We start from the raw sequence: 18,147 nt of genomic DNA, 5'->3' as shown, positions 1-18,147 counted from the left end.
TTTGACAACAGAGTTGATGGATGCGATTGCTGAATATTTGGAAATCCCACCAATTGCTGTATATGAAGTTGCGACGTTTTACTCAATGTATGAAACCAAGCCTTGTGGTCGTAACTCAATTTCGATCTGTACCAATATTTCTTGTATGTTGCGTGGTGGTGAGAAAATTCTTGCTCACGTTGAAGATAAGCTTGGCATTAAAGCCGGCGAATCGACAGAAGATGGTGTTTTCTACTTGAAGAAAGAAGAAGAATGCTTGGCAGCTTGTAGTTATGCGCCTGCAATGCAGATCAATCATGTCTATTATGAAAATATCACGATCGAGAAGATCGATGAAATATTGGATGCAATTGCAGCAAGTGCAGAGAAAGGTGAACACTGATGATGAATCAAGTTTGTTATTTTACACTTGGTCATGATGAGCCGTGGTCGATTAAAACTTATGAAAAATTAGGTGGTTATGACGCATGGCGCCGTATTCTCAACGGTGAATTAAGTCGTGATGAAGTGATTGATATGGTGAAGGCTTCAGGGCTTCGCGGTCGTGGTGGTGCGGGCTTCCCAACTGGTGTGAAATGGAGTTTCATGCCAAAAGGTGAAGGTATCACTCGTTACTTAGTATGTAACTCGGATGAGTCTGAGCCAGGCACTTGTAAAGATCGTGATATTTTACGTTTTAACCCGCATGCTTTGGTTGAAGGTATGGCAATCGCAAGTTATGCAATGAATGCACGCCATTCATATAACTATATGCGTGGTGAATTCTTGGATGAGCCAGCGATTCGCTTCCAGAATGCTTTAGATGAAGCATATGCAGCAGGATTACTCGGCGAAAATATTAAAGGCACAGGTATTTCTGTGGATATTCATCCTGCAATTGGTGCGGGTGCGTATATTTGTGGTGAAGAAACGGCATTGCTAGAATCATTGGAAGGCAAAAAAGGTCAACCACGATTCAAACCACCATTCCCTGCAGCTGTGGGTTTATATGGAAAACCCACAACAATTAATAATACTGAATCATTATCATCAGTGGGTCGCATCATTCGTAATGGTCCTGAATGGTTCTCTGGTTTAGGTATTCCGGGTGCAGGTGGTCAAAAATTATTTGCAGTATCGGGTCATGTTGCAAAACCAGGTAACTATGAAATCAATATGGGCACGCCATTCTCTGAATTATTGGATATGTGTGGTGGTGTTTGGCAAGGTCGTAAATTAAAAGCTGTGATTCCAGGTGGATCATCAGTACCTGTTGTTCCAGGTGATTTAATGATGCAAGCAAACATGGATTATGACTCAATCGCTAAAGTGACAGGATCAATGTTAGGTTCTGGCGCAGTCATTGTGATGGATGAGACAACAGATATGGTTAAAGCATTGCGTTGCCTATCTCGTTTCTATTTCAGCGAATCATGTGGTCAATGTACACCATGTCGTGAAGGTACAGGTTGGTTGTATCGCGTTGTTGATCGTATTTTGCAAGGTAAAGGTGTTCCTGAAGATATGGAGCGTTTAGAGCATATTGCGAATAATATCGGCGGCCGTACGATTTGTGCACTTGGGGATGCAGCAGCAATGCCAGTGTTGAGTTTCATCAAACACTTTGGTCATGAATTTGCATATTATATTGAACATGGTAGATCTATGGTTGAAGGAGCGAGCAATGACTGATAAACAAATGCTCTCTATCGAAATAGATGGCAAACAATATGATGTAGAAGCAGGGCGTTCTGTGATTGAGGTTGCAGATGAAGTAGGCGTACCAATTCCACGTTTTTGCTATCACGATAAATTATCCATCGCAGCAAGTTGTCGTATGTGCTTGGTGGATATTGAAAGAATGCCTAAGCCAATGCCTGCATGTGCAACGCAAGTATCAGATGGCATGATTATTCGTACACGCAATGAAAAAGCGCGTGCTGCACAAAAAGCAGTTATGGAATTTTTGTTAATTAATCACCCACTAGATTGCCCTGTATGTGATCAAGGTGGTGAGTGTGAATTACAAGATAATTCTGTAGGTTTTGGTAATCAACATTCAATGTATATCGATGCAAAGCGCCATTATGAAAAAATTGATATTGGCCCATTGGTAGAAACATTTATGAATCGTTGTATTCAATGTACACGTTGCGTGCGTTATGGTGAAGAAATTGCAGGTTTACGTGAGTTAGGCGGTGTTGATCGTGGTGATAGATTAGAGATTACAACTTATGTGAAGCATTCTCTATCATCGGAAGTTTCTGGTAATATCATTGATTTATGTCCTGTTGGTGCTTTGACAGCTAAACCATCTAAATTCCAAGCAAGGCCTTGGGAATATAAAAAGAATGATTCAGTCAGTATTCATGATGGCTTAGGGACAAATACTTCAATTCATACATTGCGCGGTAAAATTGCTCGTGTGGTTTCACGTGAAAATGAATCGATTAATCAGGTTTGGATCTCAGATCGTGATCGTTTCAGCTATGAAGCAAACTTTAGTGTTGATCGTGCAAAATCACCAATGATCATAAATGAAAAGAAAGTTTTAGAGCAAGTGGATTGGATTAACGGCTTGAAGGCAACTCGTATGGCAATTGAAGGTGCTGTACAAAAATTGGGTGCAGATCAAGTAGGTATTTTTGTTTCTCCATCTGCGACAATTGAAGAGCAGTTCTTAACGAAGAAATTAGCTGATCAATTGGGTATTACAAAAATCGATTCTCGCTTTAGACAAGTAGATTTTAGCAGTGATTCAGTTGAACCGGCATTCCGTTCGCTTGGCGTTGCGATTCAAGATGTAAAATCTTTGGATTCCATCTTCTTAGTGGGTGCTGATCCAAGAATGGAAGTACCAGTATTGGCAATAGACATTCGTGAAGCTGTTAAAAACGGTGCGAAAGTTGCATTATTGAATACTTATGATACTGATCAATTGCACCCAACAGAAGCAGTTATTGCAGCACCTAATCAATGGGTGAATGTATTGGCTAATGTATTGGTTGCAGTGTCTCAGAAAATGCAAAAAACTGTTGCACCTGAATTAGCGAATATTGTTGAAAAAGCAAGCAGTGATGCGAGATCAATTGAAATCGCAAATATGTTTGGCAATGATAATAAGCAGTGGATTGTATTAGGTAAAGATGCTGTATCTAATCCTGATTTCTCTGTGATTCGAGCGCTTTGTCAAAATATTGCTGAAATTTCTAACAGTACATTTGGTTATATTGCGGAAGGTGCAAATATGGCAGGTGCTTCATTGACAGGCGTTGCCAAAGGCAATACGCATGCAATGATCGAAAATCCATTGAAAGCTTACATCTTGGTTGGTGCAATTGATCCTGAGCATGATTTTATTGAGCGCAAATCTGTATTGAAAGCATTGAAACAGGCTGAATTGGTTGTGGCAATGACACCATTTGTTTCCGAAGTATTGCGTGATGTTGCAACGATTATTTTGCCAACAGCAGCTTGGGGCGAAACAGATGGTAGTTTGATGAATTTGGAAGGACAATTGCAAACAGTGAAAGCAGCTGCAGAGCCAAGTTTTGAATCTAAACCACTTTGGAAAATCTTACGTGTGTTAGGTAATGAATTTGAATTCTCAGGTTTTGATTATATTCATTGCTCAGATGTATTAGCAGAGTGCATGGGGCAATTAGTCACAAACGCACACACAAACTTCATGCCATATGCAACAGATTTAAATTGGAATGCCACCGAACAAGTAGGTTTAGTTGCTGTACCAATGGAATCAATCTATTCGACAGATGCTTACGTTCGTCGTGCACCTGCATTGCAAGCAACACCATTGGCAGCACGTAAGCGTGTTGTAGGCAATGAAGCTGTGCAGCAAACACAATGGATTTTGGAAGGTCAAGAGTTCAATGTGCGTTCAACAGCAAAAATGGCTGCCAATTGCTTAAGAATTCCAAGGGAGTTTGGTTTAATGATTGATTATTACGAAGCGATTGAGGGGTAAATAATGGAAATTATTAAAGCAATTATTTTTTATCCTCTCGTTTGGGCGCTTTTGAAAACGTTGGCAGTTGTTTTGCCTGTGGTAATTGCAGTTGCATATATGACATATGCAGAGCGTCGTGTTTTGGCAGTAATGCATACGCGTTTAGGTCCAAACCGTGTAGGACCATTTGGTTTACTACAGCCATTTGCTGACTTGATTAAAATGATCTTTAAAGAGTGGGTGATTCCATCTGCTGCAAATAAGGTGTTTTTTGTATTATCTCCAATCATCATCGTAACAACAGCGTTTGCTGCGTGGGCAGTTGTGCCCTTTGGTGATGGTTTGGTGGGGGCCAATATTGATGCTGGTTTGCTATATATTTTGGCAATGACCTCTTTGGGGGTTTACGCAATCATCATCGCAGGTTGGGCATCTAACTCTAAATATGCAATGTTAAGTGCGATTCGAAGTGGTGCGCAAGTGATCTCTTATGAATTAGCAATGGGCTTTGCATTGATCACAGTTGTGATGTTATCAGGTTCATTGAATTTCACGAAAATCGTAGAAGGTCAGCAAGGTATGAGTATTTTGAGATGGTATTTCATCCCATTATTACCGATGGCTGTGTTGTACTTTATTGCAGGTGTTGCTGAAACAAACCGTGCACCATTTGACTTAGTGGAAGGTGAATCTGAAATTGTTGCAGGTTTCCACGTTGAGTACTCAGGCACAGGATTTGCATGTTTCTTCTTGGCTGAATATGCAAATATGATCCTAGTTTCAGCATTGGCATCGCTATTATTCTTTGGTGGATGGTTATCGCCATTCAGCGGAATCCCTGGTTTACAAAATATTCCATTGATTGGTCAAGATGGTATTTTCTGGATGTTGATGAAAATGGCATTTTTCTTGTTCACATACATTTGGTTAAGAGCAACATTCCCTCGCTATCGTTATGATCAGATCATGCGTTTGGGTTGGAAAGTGTTCATACCACTATCTATCGGTTGGATTTTCTTTGTGATCGTGTTGTATGTGCTCGGCATTAACTATTGGTTTCAATAGAGTAGGAATTAGCAATGTTTAAGAAATTAAAATCTATCTATGCAACCTTCTCTTTACTAGAATTAAGAAAAGGCTTAGCGATTACATTTCGCTATATGTTTCGTCCAAAGATAACGATCAGTTATCCTGAGGAAAAAACACCACAATCTCCACGTTTCAGAGGGTTGCACGCATTGCGTCGTTATCCAAATGGAGAAGAGCGTTGTATCGCATGTAAATTGTGTGAATCAGCATGTCCAGCACAAGCAATTAATATTGAATCAGATGAACGTGCAGATGGTACTCGCCGTACAACACGTTACGATATTGATCTATTCAAATGTGTATTCTGTGGTTTGTGTGAAGAGGCTTGTCCTGTTGATTCAATCGTATTGACACGTACTTTTGATTACCACATGGAAACCAAAGGCGACAATATTATGTGTAAAGAAAAACTGTTAGCGCTTGGGGATCGTTTAGAACCACAAATTGCTAAGGATCGCGCAGCAGACGCGAAATTTCGCTAAGGGGGCTGCAGAATGTTATTAAAAATATTATTTTATGTATTCTCTTTAATTCTACTTTACGCAGCAGTTCGTGTAATTACTGCACGTAACCCTGTGACAGCAGTGATGCACTTGATTCTATGTTTTGTGACTACAGCTGCTTTGTGGATGTTGATCCAAGCTGAATTTTTAGGCTTAGCGCTTGTTGTGATCTACGTTGGTGCGGTAATGGTTCTCTTCCTCTTCGTTGTGATGATGATCGATGTTTCTACTGAACTAGTGAAACAAGGTTTTATTAAATACTTGCCACTTGGCATTGTGTTGACGTTGATTATGATTGTGGAAATGGGCATGGTTTTAGTGGGTAAAAATTCTGTATTTTCAGAAACACACCCATATGCTGTAGAGGTTGTGTCATCTGCTGTTTCAGCAAGCTATAGCAACACAGCAAACTTAGGTATGTATTTATATACACACTATATCTATGCATTTGAAATTGTGGCATTGATTTTGTTAGTAGGTATGATCGCAGCAATCAGTTTGACGCTTCGCCCACGCCGCAGTTACACAAGATATATGCCAGTGAGCGAGCAGTTAAAAGCTAGACCAGAAGAAAGATTAAAAGTGGTGAAATTGGATGCATCTCAGTGGGAAGCTTTGCCAGTTGAAACACCAACAGCTGAGAAAGGGGAGGGCTAAGCATGCAACTATTAGTAACAGATTATATTATGCTAGCCAGTGCAGTATTCTGTATTGGTATGGCTGGTATTTTCATTAATCGCAAAAATATTGTGGTGTTATTGATGTCAATTGAATTGATGTTGTTAGCTTCTAATATTTTATTTGTCGCATTTTCTAAGTTCTCAGGTAACTTTTTGGTGCCAACTTCAGAAGATCCAGCTGGGCAAGTTTTTGTTTTCTTCGTACTAGCGGTTGCAGCAGCAGAAGTTGCAATTGGTTTGGCTATTTTGATTCTAGTTTATAGAAAACGTCAAACCATCAATGTCGATGAAATGGATGAGTTAAAAGGATAATACTATGAAGACTATCTATTTATTAATCGCATTACTACCTTTGATTGGTGCGGCATTAGTAGGCTTAATGTGTCGTATTATTTCTAATAAAGTTGCGCATACAATTACAATTGGATTAGTGGCTGTGTCAGCAGCTTTATCAGCATATACGCTATATATGCATGCAACAGGCGCAGTACCAACATTCAATGGCAATGTTTACGAATGGATGAGCGTTGGCTCAATTTCAGTGGCTGTGGGTTTCCTTGTGGATAACTTAACAGCGATGATGCTAGTTGTTGTAACATTTGTATCATTGATGGTTCACATCTACTCAATTGGTTATATGAAGGGCGACGAAGGTTATAATCGTTTCTTTAGCTACATTTCATTGTTCACATTCTCAATGTTGATGTTGGTGATGTCGAATAACTTAATGCAACTCTTCTTTGGTTGGGAAGCAGTAGGTTTAGTATCATATCTCTTGATTGGTTTCTGGTTTAAACGCCCAACTGCAATCTATGCAAACATGAAAGCATTCGTTGTGAACCGTGTCGGTGATTTTGGTTTCATTGTGGGGATTGCAAGCTTAGTTTATCTAACTGGTAATCTACATTATGATGATATTTTTCGTTCAGTAAACTCAAACCCAGGTTTGTTATCACAAACTTGGAGCTTTTTAGGTACAGAATGGAATGTATTAACATTTGCAGCGATCTTCTTATTCATTGGTGCAATGGGTAAATCAGCACAGGTGCCATTACATGTTTGGTTGCCTGATTCGATGGAAGGTCCAACGCCAATCTCTGCATTGATTCACGCAGCGACAATGGTGACAGCAGGTATCTTCATGGTTTCTCGTTTATCACCAATCTTTGAGTTATCAGATGCGGCATTGTCATTCATCATGATCATTGGTGCGATCACTGCATTGTTCATGGGTATTTTGGGTATATTCCAAAATGACATTAAACGTGTGGTTGCATATTCAACATTGTCTCAGTTGGGTTATATGACAGTTGCTTTGGGTGCATCAGCATACTCAGCAGCAGTATTTCACTTGATGACTCATGCATTCTTTAAAGCATTATTATTCTTAGCTGCAGGTTCTGTGATTATCGGGATGCATCATGAACAAGATATGCGCTTCATGGGTGGTTTACGTAAGAAGATGCCAATCACATGGTTCACATGTTTGATTGGTACATTGGCATTGATCGGTACGCCATTCTTCTCAGGTTACTTCTCAAAAGACGCAATCATCTTAGCTGTAGAAAACAGTACTATTTTTGGTAGTGGTTTTGCATACTTTGCAGTAATTGCGAGTGTATTCATCACAGCATTGTATTCACTCAGACTTTATTTCTTAGTATTCCATGGTAAACCTCGTTATAAAATTGACCACTCATTGGGTGAGCATGACCATAAACAAGGTTATTTAGCACATGAGCCACACGAATCTCCATTCGTTGTGACTGGTCCATTGATTTTATTAGCGATTCCATCTTTTGCAGTGGGTTTATTCTTCGCAGGCGACTTCATCACAGGTTCATTCTTGCAAGATGCCATCACAGTGAGCAGTGCACATGATGCATTGGCTAAAGTGGCAGAAGAGTTCCACGGCGTTGTGGCAATGAGCTTACATGGCTTTGTTTCTTTACCTGTTTGGTTAGCAATCTTTGGTGTTGTGGCTGCTTGGTATATGTACTTGAAGAATCCTTCAATCGAAGCGCGTTACACAGCAACACTGCAACGTACTGGCTTGATGAATGTATTTATGAACAAATACTACTTTGATGACATCAACCAAAAATACATCGCTGATGGTGCTGTATCATTGGGTGGTTTCTTCTGGAAGAAAGTGGACGATCGTATCATCGATCAAACCGCTGTATACGGCTCTGCTGCTTTAATGTCTAAATTAGGTGGCGTATTTAGAAAACTTCAAACCGGTTATCTCTACCACTCTGCGTCGTTAATGGCGGTTGGTTTGGTTGTATTGATGACTTGGGTAATCATTTTTAAATAAGGACATAATGATGAGTATCGAAAATATGCCTTGGTTAAGTTTAGTGATTTGGGTCCCGATCATTACAGGGATCGCAACACTACTAATTGGCGATAAAAATGCTTGCCGTGTAAGAATGTTTGCATTGGCAGCGAGTATTGTGACATTGATTGTGTCATTGCCATTATATGGCGCATTTAACACAGAAACATACGCAATGCAGTTTGTGGAGCTGAAATCTTGGATTCCAGCATTGAATATTAACTACCATTTGGGTGTAGATGGTTTATCTATGCCATTTATCCTCTTAACAAGCTTCATGACAGTAATTGTTGTGATTGCAGGTTGGGATGTGATTACATATAAACGCCATCAATATTTGGGTGCGTTCTTAATCATGGCTGGTTTGATGAATGGTGTATTTGCAGCAATGGATTCTGTATTGTTTTACATCTTCTTCGAAGCAATGTTGATTCCAATGTTCTTAATCATTGGTATTTGGGGTGGCCCAAATCGTGTGATTGCAGCATTGAAATTCTTCTTGTACACATTTTTGGGGTCCATCTTCTTATTGGTTGCCATCATTTATTTGTACTTACAGTCTAACGGCCAAACATTTGGTATCGAAGCATTCTCACATTTAGATTTATCTTTATCACAACAGAAATGGTTGTTATTGGCATTCTTAGCGGGCTTTGCGGTAAAAGTACCAATGTGGCCAGTTCATACATGGTTGCCTTCAGCTCACGTTGAAGCGCCTACAGGTGGTTCTGTGATTTTGGCAGCGATTACATTGAAAATCGGTGGTTATGGCTTCTTACGTTTCATGTTACCAATCGTGCCAGAAGGTATCGCATTTTTTGCACCAATGATCATCGCTATGAGCATCATCGCAATCATCTACATCTCATTTGTTGCTTTGGCACAAAAAGATATGAAGAAATTGATTGCTTATTCTTCAATCGCACATATGGGCTTTGTGACATTAGGTTTCGTGTTGCCAGTTGCATTCACAGATGCACCATTGGCTGCTAACCAAATGGCAATTCAGGGCGGTATGATGCAGATGATCTCTCATGGTTTTGTATCAGCAGCAATGTTCTTATCCATTGGGGTGCTGTATGACAGAGTTCATTCACGTGAAATTGCGGATTATGGTGGTGTGATTAACCATATGCCAATTTTTGGTGCTTTCTTCATTTTCTTTGCGATGGCAAACTCAGGTTTACCAGGTACATCAGGCTTTATTGGTGAGTTCTGGGTATTATTGGCGAGTTTCCATTACGGTATCTACATCACAATTGCTGTGGCAACATCATTGATCTTAAGTGCAGCTTACAACTTATGGTTAACAAAGCGTGTCATCTTGGGTGAAGCGGTTCATCAACATGTGAAAGAGTTAAAAGATATCAATTCTCGCGAATATTTCTTGTTAGCAATTTTAGCAATCTTGATTGTTCTATTAGGTGTATGGCCAGCGCCACTCGCCAATGTTATGCAGGCTTCGATTGATCACCTCTTAACAAATATCACAATCATTGGTCAGCCATAGAAAGGATTAAATCATTATGAGTAGCGGATTAACTTCAATGGACTTTATTGCAATTTTGCCGGAATTAGTTCTGACAATTGCAGTGATTGGTGTCCTGTTATTGGAATGTTTTAGTAAGCAAAGTCGTATTATGACAACCCATCTTTTCAGTATGGCTGCAATTTTAGTGGCATTTGTTTTGTTGTTAACGATGGTTCCATCGGGAATAGAAAACCAATATTTTTGGAACAGTGAAATTGTTGTGAATAGTACGAATGGGCAACTCAAAAGTGCAATGTTGTTGGTTGTATTATTGGGCTTGATCTACAGCTTTCCAAAGTTATCAGAATCTAACCTAAATCATTCTGAATATTATATTCTGATCCTATTATCAACGATTGGTATGTTGGTATTGGTTTCAGCAAACACATTGTTAATGGTATATCTAGGTTTAGAGTTAATGTCATTGCCAATGTATGCATTGGTGGCATTCAATCGTAAAGATGGTAAAGCAACAGAAGCTGCGATGAAATATTTCGTGATGGGTGCAATGGCATCAGCGATCTTATTATTCGGTATGGGCTTGTTGTACGGAGTGGGGCAATCGTTGAATTTAGAAACAATTGGCAAGGCAATGGTTGCAATCGCTTCTCAAAACTTTGATCAAAACATCTTAATTTTAACGTTCTCATTAGTATTCATCGTTGTGGGTATTGCATTTAAATTGGGTGCAGCGCCTTTCCATTCTTGGGTACCTGATGTATATGAAGCGGCACCAGCACCGGTCGCAATGTTCATTGGTGCAGCACCAAAAATCGCAGCAATCAGTATGGCTTATTCATTGTTGAAAGTGGCTGGTTATGAAGTGACATTACAATGGCAGCAAATGTTGGCAATCGTTGCGGTGTTATCATTCATCATCGGTAACTTTGTGGCACTTCGCCAAACAAATTTACGCCGTATGCTCGGTTATTCAGCGGTATCACATGCAGGTTTTATGTTGTTAGGTTTGTTTGCAGGTAATGATACAGGCATTCCATCAGCTGCATATTTCTATGCAATCACTTATGCATTTACAACAACAGCAGCGTTTGGCTTCATTTTGTTGGTGAATAAAGATGGTCAATCCATTCAAAACATTTCTGATTTGAAAGGCTTTGGTCGTCAGCATGGTTACTTAGGCGTATTGATGGCATTGATCATGTTATCAATGGGCGGTATTCCTCCATTTGTGGGCTTCTTTGCAAAATTATTTGTATTGCAAACTGCTTATAATGCTAGTTATGGCTTCTTAGTCATCATTGGTTTATTGGCATCAGTTGTGGGCTTGTTCTACTATTTACGTGTCATTAAAGTAATGTTCTTTGATCAACAAGATGATAATGCAAATATCTCCATTACAAGTTGTATTGGTTCACGTACAATTTTCTCTGTTAATGTGTTATTGATTATATTGTTGGGTTTAGTACCAACATTGATTATGTAATAAAGGGAAAAAGATGATTAAGATTGGTTTAGTATCTGTGAGTGACCGCGCAAGCCAAGGCGTTTATCAAGATGAAGGGATTCCTTCCTTGAAAGCTTGGCTTGTAAAAACAATCACAACACCTGTTGAGTTTGTGGAAGTGCTCATTCCAGATACACAATCTGAAATCGAAGCAACATTGATTCGATTAGTGGATGATGAAAACTGTTCATTGGTTTTAACTACAGGTGGTACAGGGCCTGCAATTCGTGATGTAACACCAGAAGCAACATTGGCAGTAGGCACAAAAGAGATGCCAGGATTTGGTGAGCAAATGCGTCAAATCAGTTTGTACTATGTACCAACAGCGATTTTATCGCGCCAAGTAGCGGTAATCCGTAATCAAGCTTTGATTGTGAATTTACCAGGTCGACCAAAAGCGATTGAAGAAACATTGGGCGGGGTTCGTGGTGAAAATAATGAAGTGATTGTGCATGGAATTTTCTCAGCCATTCCTTATTGCTTAGACTTGATTGGTGCACCTTTTATTGAAACTGATGAATTTATTTGTAAGGCTTTTCGTCCGAAAAAGAAATAAATGATCGAATTATTCAAACAAATTGAATGGAATAATGCTCTCCTTATCGTGATAGGGGGAGCTTTTCTTTTAGGGATTGGGTTAATGGCAATCATTGGCTCAATGAAGCAAACTCGCTTGCGTGCAGAACATGATTATTTGCAGAATGCTTATCATCAATTACAAAGTGCTAATCAGAATCTCACACAAGAATTGAAGCAGAGCGAAGGAGAAGCCCATAAGCATGAAACAAATTTGGCACGCGCAATTGCTAATATTCAAGCTGCGAAAGAGCACATTGAAGATTTAAGAAATCGATTGCAGAAATATGAACAAGTTCTATTAATGAAAGATAGTGAAATCAGAAATCTTTTTGAAAAAAATCAGCAATTGGAATTAGAAGCGACAAAAATTCAGACTTATGTAGAAGAGCGCGAAGCATTTTTTGATTCACAAATTTTGCAGTTACAAGAAAATAAAGTAGCTTTAAGCCAAGAATTTGAAAATTTAGCTAATAAGATTTTTGAAGAGAAAGGAAAAATCTTTAAAGAGCATAATCAAGCAGGATTAGAATCATTGTTACAACCTTTCAAGGAGCAAATTGAAGGCTTCCAGAAACGTGTCAATGAAGTGCATATGGAATCTAGTAAAGATCATTCCACATTGAATGCAGAAATTCGTAAAGTGATGGAAATTGGTTTAGCCATGAGTGAAGAGGCCAATAACTTAGCTTCAGCCTTAAAAGGTGATTCACAAAAACGTGGTGCTTGGGGTGAGGCACAGTTGCGTAAAACATTAGAATTGAGTGGTTTGACGAAAGACGCTCACTTTGAAATTCAAACAAGTTTTCGTGATCAAGAAGGTAAGCAGAAGATTACAGATTTCTTGATTAATCTACCTGATGGCAAACACATCATCATTGATAGTAAAGTTTCCTTGAATGCATTTGAGCGCGCAATGTCTGCTGAAGATGATTTAGACTTTGAGCGAGCTATGAAAGAACACGTGAATGCAGTGAAACGTCACATCGATGATTTGTCGAGAAAGGACTACAGTAGTTTATCAGGTGTTCATAGCCCAAATTTTGTCTTGATGTTCATGCCGATTGAATCCGCTTATATAGAAGTTTTGAAGTATCAGCCTGAAGTTTATGATTATGGTTATCAAAAAAATGTGATTTTGGTTTCTCATACAACACTCATGCCAATTTTAAGAACCATTTCGAATTTATGGATGATCGAGCACAGCACAGCAGAAGCGAGAGAAATTAGCGAGCGCGCAGGAGAAATTTATAACCAAGTGTGCACTATTGCAGAGCGATTGCAAAAATTGGGTGGGTCATTAAATACAGTGAGCATGCATTATAATGGTACCGTCACAGCATTGGTTGGACAACAAGGCTTGTACGGTAAAGTAGAAAGATTTAATCAATTATCCGCTAAAGCCCACAAAGCTATGCCAAAAGTGGAAGCTATTTATCCTGATCATCAAGTTGAGCGTTTAATTAATATCAAAGAAGCATGATTGAAATAGCAGTTTCATCATTCTTAGCCTACAATACACAGATTGCTACATATTATTTCTTGTAAGGATTGTTCATGGATATTGTTATTCTCTTTGCCCCAAATTTTCCTGAGCTGGCAGAGCAGTTTTCTTCATTAAATGCTCAGAAGGTAACAGTGATCGAGCAAGATCATGATATCTATCCTTTAGTTGAAAAGCACAAGCTTGTGAGTGTTTCATATGAAACATGGAGCTTTGTCTGTATGAATATAGAGAACTGTTTTGATGATAATTTTACACAAAAATTGAAAAAACTCTCTAAAAATCATGAATTATATATGTTTGCTGTGAATGATTCCGTAAACGGCTTATGGTTTGAACAATATAAAAATGGGCAATTAACACGCCATTGGATGGAAGTGGATCTAGAAATCGAAGGCAACATGGGTGAATATTTGCCTGCTGAACATGTTTTGAATTATCCGTTCATCGATGAACCTTACGAAGATGTTGGCCAAGAATTATTATATGAAATGATTTATGAAATCACAGGCTTCGATATCACAGAAACATTCTAATATGTCATTCAATTTAGATCAGAAAGATTTCTTCATTCTCTTAGAAAATACCAAATCAGTGGATAATGATGCTTTCTTATTTGAAAAACCTGTGGCAGAGATCATTTGTCACAAGGGTGAAGATTTGCGTGCGTGTTTTCAGAAGATTGATGAATTAAGAAAATTAGGGCATTACATCAGCGGTTATGTGAGCTATGAAGCAGGTTATTATTTGGTGGATAAGAATGATTTTAAAATCACTCACCAAAATAATGAGGATGCTATTTTATTGCATCTTTATGCTTTTAAAAATGTGATAAAGATTCCGCAAGCTGAATTGAATGATTATTTTATTAAGCTTAATGCAGGTGAAATTGCTTTAAATAATCTTTCATTTGGTTTGAGTAAAACTGAATATGCGAAGGGTTTTGAAACCATTCAGCAGAACATTAAAGATGGTAATACTTACCAAATTAACTTCACGACAAAATTCCATTTTGATTGTGTGGGCAGTGATTTATCGTTGTATCAAGCATTGCGTGCGCGCCAAAAAGTGGAGTTTGGTGCATTTTTAAAGTTCCCAGAGCATTCTGTATTATCCATTTCGCCTGAATTGTTTTTTAGGAAAACAGGGCAATATATCGAATCCAAACCGATGAAAGGCACATTTCCACGAGCAAAAGATCCCATAGAAGATAAATCCATTGTAGATTTTATGCGTCATGATGAAAAAACACTGTCTGAAAATGTGATGATTGTGGATTTAATCCGCAATGATATTAGCAGAATTACACAACCCGGTTCAGTTGCTGTGAAAAATTTATTTGAAATTCAAAGCTATGAAACCGTTCATCAGATGATTTCTACTGTGACAGGTAAAGTGGATGAAAACATTTCTGTAGAAGAAATTTTTACGAATTTATTTCCGTGTGGTTCGATCACAGGCGCACCGAAAATCAGCACCATGAAAATCATCGAGCAAATTGAAAAAGCACCTCGTGGTATTTATACGGGGGCGATTGGTTACATTACGCCAGAAAATGATATGTGTTTTAATGTGCCCATTCGTACTGCGATTTTACAAAAAGATGGTAGTGCGGAATTGGGTGTGGGCGGTGGCATTATTCATGGCTCAGTGTGTGAAGATGAATACAATGAATGTCTATTAAAAGCGAAATTTTTAACATCAGTACAGAATTATCAGTTAATTGAATCCATGCTGTGGGATGCAAAAGCACAGAAAATATTGAGATTGGATCAGCATATTGCGCGCTTAACAGAATCAGCACAAGCGCTGAGCTTTCAATTGGATATTGCAGAGCTCACACAAAAATTAAATAATTTTGTTGAATTGCATCTTCATCAAGATTCTAAAATTCGCGTGTTATTACATCGTGATGGGCAGTTAGACATTACTCACTCTGTTATAGAAGCACCAAATGATGATGTGAAATATATTATGCTGAGTGATCACAAAGTTGATGCCAATAATATTTTACTGAAATACAAAACCACAGAACGAAGTTTATATGAAACTGAGTTCCAAAAAGCAGCAGCACACAATTGTTATGATGTGCTGTTTATGAATACATATGATGAAATTACAGAATGCTCGCGCCACAATATTTTTATTGAGAAAGCAGGGCAATGTTTTACACCACCAATAGAATCAGGTTTATTGGGCGGTATGAAAAGAGCGGAACTGATCGCAGAATTGAAAGATCAATGCACGATCAAAGCATTAACTTTAGATGATATTCAAAAAGCTGATCGCATTTTTGTGAGTAACTCAGTGCGTGGTTTGGTGGAAGTGAAGTTATTAGAAAAGGCAGGGCTATGATCTGTTTAATCGATAATTATGATTCTTTTACATACAACATTGTATCGTATTGCCATCAATTGGGGCATCCATTAACGCTCTATAAAAATGATCAAATCACGTTGGATGAATTTGCAGAGTTGCCTGTGAAATCTGTAATTTTATCACCTGGGCCAGGAACGCCTGATGATTCAGGCATTACGTTAGACATTATTCGTGAATATGCAGGGCAATTACCAATTTTAGGCATTTGCTTAGGGCATGAATGCATTGGGCAAGTTTATGGTACAAAGATCATTCATGCGAAAAAAGTCATGCATGGCAAAGTTTCTATCATTCATCATGATGGTGAAGGTGTATTTCTAGGTGTGCCCAATCCCATTAAAGTGGCGCGTTATCACTCTTTGATCATTGATCCTGCAACATTACCAGATGAATTTGTTGTGTCTGCATGGTGTGAAAATGAAGATGGCACACGAGAAATTATGGGCATTCGTCATAAAACTTTGCCGATAGAAAGCGTGCAATTCCATCCAGAATCAATCTTGACGGAATATGGGCACTTGATGTTTGCAAATTTTTTGAATCGTTAAACTACTTTCATATCCTCGATTGGCATGCGTAATTTAGGGATTTGATAAGTATCTTGATCCACTAAATCTACACCGCAGCGTAATTGAGCAACCCAATGAATAAAATCTTGAATCACTTGTTGATCTAACATGGGCGAACCATGTTGTGGCAAAATCATATCAATATCTAATTCACGGATCATATGCGCCCATAATCGGCAAGCTTTATTGGAAATCATATAGCGTTGATGGAAGCCTTCCATATAAGGAATATAATCCTTGAAGGTTTCAATGGGCGTTGCGACTTTTTTGGGATCCACTAAGGAAACACCTAAATCGCCACTGAAAAGAATTTTACTGATGGGATCATACAATTGGAAGTTACCTTCGCTGTGTAGATAGTGTGCGGGAATGAATCCATATTCCGCGCCTTCAATCGTCATCCAAATACCTTTATCGGGTAAGGGAATGATTCGATCAGTGGTTTTTCCTTCAGGGCAGAAGTGTGGCACAAAGCGCGTCCATAGTTCTGAAATAATAAGCTTTGTATCAGAAAAACTGAGCCAGCGAGATAATGATGCCACAATGTCAGGATCTTGGTGGGAGGCAAAAATAGCGGAAAGTTTTTTAGGTGAAAAATAGTGACTAATCGCCATATATAGCTTGTTATAAGTCATCGCGCCGCCCGGATCAAGCAAAATACCTGAATCGCCATGGACAATTAAGAATTGATTGGATTGTACTGCTTCGATGTGATCATCTTCTTCTACGAGATCACAAAACATGATGACTTTATGAAAACCATCATCGTATAAAATTTCACCCGTTCCGCTCATTCTTGAATCTCCTATTTATATTGCTATTATCATTAAATTGAACACCTAGGTGTTATAGAGAAACTAATATAACGATTATAGAGTAAAAAAATACTTATGTAGAAGAGATTAAAATCAAACCGTAATTATTCTGCCTTGAGATAAATGAATAATTTTTTGAGTATTTCTTTTGATAAACTTTGGATCATGGCTAATGGCAATGATAGTTGTACCATTTATTTGTGATTTTTTGAGCCATTGTTCTAAGATTAATAACCAATCATCATCTAAATCTCGGCTCGGTTCATCGAGCAATAAGACGGGTAAATTTAATATAGCTAAGGATGCTAAAGTTACCATGCGCTTTTCAGCTGCATTTAAATCTAAAGGATGGTCATCTTGGCGATGCGTGAGATTAAACTCATCCATAATTGCTGAAACTTTTGCATCAATTTCTGAGGTAGCATATTTCTGGATTTTTAATCCATAAGCAATTTCAGCTTTCACACTGTTGTGGAAGAATTGTCGCTCAGGCTCTTGGAACAATAACCCCACTAATTTTGCACGTTCACCTGCATTAAGCTTGGCAATATCTTGATCATGGATTGTGATTGAGCCTTGTGTTGGTTTCAGTAATCCGCAGATTAATTTCAATAATGTAGATTTACCTGCGCCATTATCACCAACCAAAGCAATGGCTTCACCTTTAGCGATATTCAAATGAATATCCTGTAAACATTCTGTGTCGCTATTGGGCCAAGCGAAATGAATATGGTTTAACTGCAACATAA

Annotated in this window: 17 protein-coding genes; 15 read left to right on the top strand and 2 right to left on the bottom strand. The window is 38.5% G+C overall.

Annotated features, from left to right (window positions below):
• The 15 genes from BZK14_RS09725 to BZK14_RS09655 form a co-directional block, all read left to right on the top strand.
• Positions 1-382, top strand: a 382-nt coding sequence (locus tag BZK14_RS09725; protein WP_077926306.1) for an NADH-quinone oxidoreductase subunit NuoE family protein, incomplete at its 5' end; no start/stop codon positions are given.
• Positions 382-1,671 (top strand): NADH-quinone oxidoreductase subunit NuoF, encoded by a 1,290-nt coding sequence (gene nuoF, locus BZK14_RS09720; protein ID WP_077926305.1) that lies wholly within the window; start codon positions 382-384, stop codon positions 1,669-1,671. The genes BZK14_RS09725 and nuoF, both read left to right, overlap by 1 nt.
• Positions 1,664-3,964 (top strand): NADH-quinone oxidoreductase subunit NuoG, encoded by a 2,301-nt coding sequence (nuoG, locus tag BZK14_RS09715; protein WP_077926304.1) that lies wholly within the window; start codon positions 1,664-1,666, stop codon positions 3,962-3,964. The genes nuoF and nuoG overlap by 8 nt, the downstream gene beginning before the upstream one ends.
• A 3-nt stretch (positions 3,965-3,967) precedes the next feature.
• On the top strand, positions 3,968-5,011 hold the full coding sequence (nuoH, locus tag BZK14_RS09710; protein WP_077926303.1) for an NADH-quinone oxidoreductase subunit NuoH: 1,044 nt from the start codon (positions 3,968-3,970) through the stop codon (positions 5,009-5,011).
• A 14-nt stretch (positions 5,012-5,025) separates the two neighbouring features.
• Complete coding sequence (gene nuoI, locus BZK14_RS09705; RefSeq protein ID WP_077926302.1) at positions 5,026-5,517, top strand: NADH-quinone oxidoreductase subunit NuoI; 492 nt, start codon at positions 5,026-5,028, stop codon at positions 5,515-5,517.
• Positions 5,518-5,529: 12 nt separating this feature from the next.
• Positions 5,530-6,195, top strand: a complete 666-nt coding sequence (locus BZK14_RS09700) for an NADH-quinone oxidoreductase subunit J (protein ID WP_077926301.1) — start codon at positions 5,530-5,532, stop codon at positions 6,193-6,195.
• Positions 6,196-6,197: 2 nt separating this feature from the next.
• On the top strand, positions 6,198-6,530 hold the full coding sequence (nuoK, locus tag BZK14_RS09695) for an NADH-quinone oxidoreductase subunit NuoK (protein WP_077926300.1): 333 nt from the start codon (positions 6,198-6,200) through the stop codon (positions 6,528-6,530).
• A 4-nt stretch (positions 6,531-6,534) separates the two neighbouring features.
• A complete protein-coding gene (gene nuoL, locus BZK14_RS09690) occupies positions 6,535-8,538 on the top strand; it encodes an NADH-quinone oxidoreductase subunit L (protein ID WP_077926299.1) in 2,004 nt (667 codons plus the stop codon).
• A gap of 10 nt (positions 8,539-8,548) precedes the next feature.
• A complete protein-coding gene (locus BZK14_RS09685) occupies positions 8,549-10,069 on the top strand; it encodes an NADH-quinone oxidoreductase subunit M (protein ID WP_077926298.1) in 1,521 nt (506 codons plus the stop codon).
• 16 nt (positions 10,070-10,085) lie between these two features.
• Entirely contained in the window at positions 10,086-11,534 is a 1,449-nt protein-coding gene (locus BZK14_RS09680; RefSeq protein WP_245831285.1) for an NADH-quinone oxidoreductase subunit N, read from the top strand.
• A 13-nt stretch (positions 11,535-11,547) separates the two neighbouring features.
• Positions 11,548-12,111 (top strand): molybdopterin adenylyltransferase, encoded by a 564-nt coding sequence (mog, locus tag BZK14_RS09675; RefSeq protein ID WP_077926297.1) that lies wholly within the window; start codon positions 11,548-11,550, stop codon positions 12,109-12,111.
• Entirely contained in the window at positions 12,112-13,614 is a 1,503-nt protein-coding gene (locus tag BZK14_RS09670; RefSeq protein WP_077926296.1) for a DNA recombination protein RmuC, read from the top strand.
• A 74-nt stretch (positions 13,615-13,688) separates the two neighbouring features.
• Positions 13,689-14,171 (top strand): hypothetical protein, encoded by a 483-nt coding sequence (locus BZK14_RS09665; protein ID WP_077926295.1) that lies wholly within the window; start codon positions 13,689-13,691, stop codon positions 14,169-14,171.
• 1 nt (position 14,172) lies between these two features.
• Positions 14,173-15,990 carry an aminodeoxychorismate synthase component I gene (gene pabB / locus BZK14_RS09660; RefSeq protein ID WP_077926294.1) on the top strand — a complete coding sequence of 606 codons (1,818 nt, stop codon included), beginning with the start codon at positions 14,173-14,175 and terminating at the stop codon, positions 15,988-15,990.
• Positions 15,987-16,562, top strand: a complete 576-nt coding sequence (locus tag BZK14_RS09655) for an anthranilate synthase component II (protein ID WP_077926293.1) — start codon at positions 15,987-15,989, stop codon at positions 16,560-16,562. The genes pabB and BZK14_RS09655 overlap by 4 nt, the downstream gene beginning before the upstream one ends.
• Here the strand turns inward: BZK14_RS09655 and BZK14_RS09650 are convergent.
• Complete coding sequence (locus BZK14_RS09650) at positions 16,559-17,377, bottom strand: oxygen-binding di-iron domain-containing protein (protein ID WP_077926292.1); 819 nt, start codon at positions 17,375-17,377, stop codon at positions 16,559-16,561. The two genes, BZK14_RS09655 and BZK14_RS09650, sit on opposite strands and share 4 nt — an antisense overlap.
• Before the next feature lie 114 nt (positions 17,378-17,491).
• A complete protein-coding gene (locus tag BZK14_RS09645; protein WP_077926291.1) occupies positions 17,492-18,145 on the bottom strand; it encodes an ABC transporter ATP-binding protein in 654 nt (217 codons plus the stop codon).
• Positions 18,146-18,147 lie beyond the last annotated feature (2 nt).

It is taken from the genome of Wohlfahrtiimonas larvae, from assembly GCF_002006755.1.
Taxonomy (GTDB): Bacteria; Pseudomonadota; Gammaproteobacteria; order Cardiobacteriales; family Wohlfahrtiimonadaceae; genus Wohlfahrtiimonas; species Wohlfahrtiimonas larvae.
Note: the sequence above shows the minus strand (reverse complement) of the source record. Positions and strands in the feature narration are given on the sequence as shown.